The sequence below is a fragment of the Herbaspirillum sp. B65 genome, assembly GCF_000333555.1.
Taxonomy (GTDB): domain Bacteria; phylum Pseudomonadota; class Gammaproteobacteria; order Burkholderiales; family Burkholderiaceae_D; genus Herbaspirillum; species Herbaspirillum rubrisubalbicans.
Genome location: NZ_BADI01000759.1, coordinates 1 through 1,829 on the forward strand (window position 1 = coordinate 1; position 1,829 = coordinate 1,829).

Below are 1,829 nucleotides of genomic sequence, written 5' to 3' on the forward strand. Positions count from 1 at the left end.
TGACTTGTTTTATCACCCAAAACAATGATGTTACTCGACATGACATGTTCTCCCCCAATTGCCGAACACAATGAGCATTAGAACGGAACAGCTCCCAAAGTTCCCGTGCCTTGATAAGGGGCTGTTGCAATCCAAATAACGTCGAGCGCTTTCTTTTACCAGAACTGCGCACCGTCTAAGAGGCCCTTGCCAGCGCAACTACAAAAGCCGTCTGCACTGCTCCGAAGAGAGTTAGGGCTTGCAAGCGACCAGCTCTACAAATCCAACTTGGCCAATCGTTCAATGCCTTTATTCGGTGAGGCATATTGTATGTCAGCGCAACCGTCCGATCCGCCCTAACCGACACCGCTCTCCTAGATTCTCCTTAGTTTGCGGGCGGCGACAGTTTCATTTCGCTTTTTACGATGCCCAAGAACTATCTACGCAACTGTGTTTTAAAAGCGATTTTGGAACTTTTAAGAAGAAGTTTTTACTCAAAAATTCCCTATATGAACTACCAAAAAAGAATATGAAAGTTTCAAGCTTTAACGTCGTTCCTGAAATCGACAACACAAGCCGAGGCCCCGAAGCGAGCAGCCACATGAATGGTCATCTATTAAATACGAGGGATGATACGAACGATAAGAAAACCCTAGGCTCACATATGTGGACTAGCTGTATTCTCGGAAAAAGTCAGCAATCAAAATTACTCAGCGCGGCAAGAGGTCAAAAAAAAGATCTTCCAACACAGATCAGGCAAGGCTTTCGAGGGGGCTACATGAGCACAGCGGGATCAAGCTCGACATCAATCCGAGTGGAGGTGATTTCTGGAGTGCCGTACATAAAACAAACCGGCTCGTATGGGTGCTGGGACGCAACGATGAATATGATCCGCAAATACTTTGGAGCTGAGCCTCTAGGAAAAGAGAGCTTGAGTTATTTATATGATACAGACGGGCAGCCCAAGGCACTTGATAGTCAAATAGATTACAAGACGCGAAATCGACGAGCGAATCTTATCAACATCCCTGCTCCTGAAGACAAGCAATGGACTATCGAAAACTTATATTCGATGCTTGATAAATTCGGCCCCGTTTGAAGCGACAATATCCACTGATGAATCATATGACCACGCCATTGTTCTCATCGGTGTAGATAGAGCAAAAGAAAATGTGATCTATCATGACCCTGCAGAGCAAGAACATGAATGGATGTCACTCTCCGACTTCAACGAATGCTTCTGCTGGAGAGATCATAGAAGCGCATTGACAGCTTATAAAAAGTAACACATATGGCTAAATTCAACGCAAATCAAACATAGCGAATAGCCTGTTATTCAGAATGGCACAGTTTCTAAAGTTCCTGAGCCGTGATAAGGCGCTGTTGCAATCCATATAACATCAAGCGCTTTGTTGTACCAGAACTGCGCACCGTCCAAGAGGCCCGCGCCGGCAATTACAAAGGCCGTCTGCACGGCACCGAGCGAATTAGTGCTCGCGAGAGCCCAGCTCTGCACATCGGGCTTAGGGATGCCCCTGGAGGCGAAATACCGTTTCTGATCAAAGTCCCTGCATTCCATTTGTTTGCCGCAGTATTTGGCGATATAAGAGGCGAGCTTGTGAATGCCGTCTTTCCCGAAACCGAACTTGGAGGGGTTGCGTACATCAATGTTTGACATCGAGCGCCCTTGTTCATCGACACCGACAATGCTTGACCAGATGGAGCGCAGGAGTTGATAGCACTGACGGCCACGGACAGCCACATGAAAATGCAAGGCCCCGCGCTGCTGTTCCTCAATCACCGCCACGTAATGAAATCCACGCACCTCCCGACGGGCGCCGGAACTTCCC

At 47.6% G+C, this 1,829-nt stretch carries 3 protein-coding genes; 2 read left to right on the forward strand and 1 reads right to left on the reverse strand.

Annotated features, from left to right (window positions below):
• Nucleotides 1-238 precede the first annotated feature (238 nt).
• Both I5W_RS30135 and I5W_RS34280 read left to right on the forward strand, forming a co-directional pair.
• Nucleotides 239-1,078: a papain-like cysteine protease family protein gene (locus tag I5W_RS30135; RefSeq protein ID WP_148289140.1), complete on the forward strand. Its 840-nt coding sequence runs from the start codon at nucleotides 239-241 to the stop codon at nucleotides 1,076-1,078.
• A complete protein-coding gene (locus tag I5W_RS34280) occupies nucleotides 1,056-1,265 on the forward strand; it encodes a papain-like cysteine protease family protein (RefSeq protein ID WP_159106135.1) in 210 nt (69 codons plus the stop codon). The genes I5W_RS30135 and I5W_RS34280 overlap by 23 nt, the downstream gene beginning before the upstream one ends.
• A 50-nt stretch (nucleotides 1,266-1,315) precedes the next feature.
• Here I5W_RS34280 and I5W_RS17885 read toward each other — a convergent pair.
• Nucleotides 1,316-1,829: rolling circle replication-associated protein (locus I5W_RS17885; RefSeq protein WP_044530240.1), on the reverse strand; the 514-nt coding region annotated here is incomplete at its 5' end.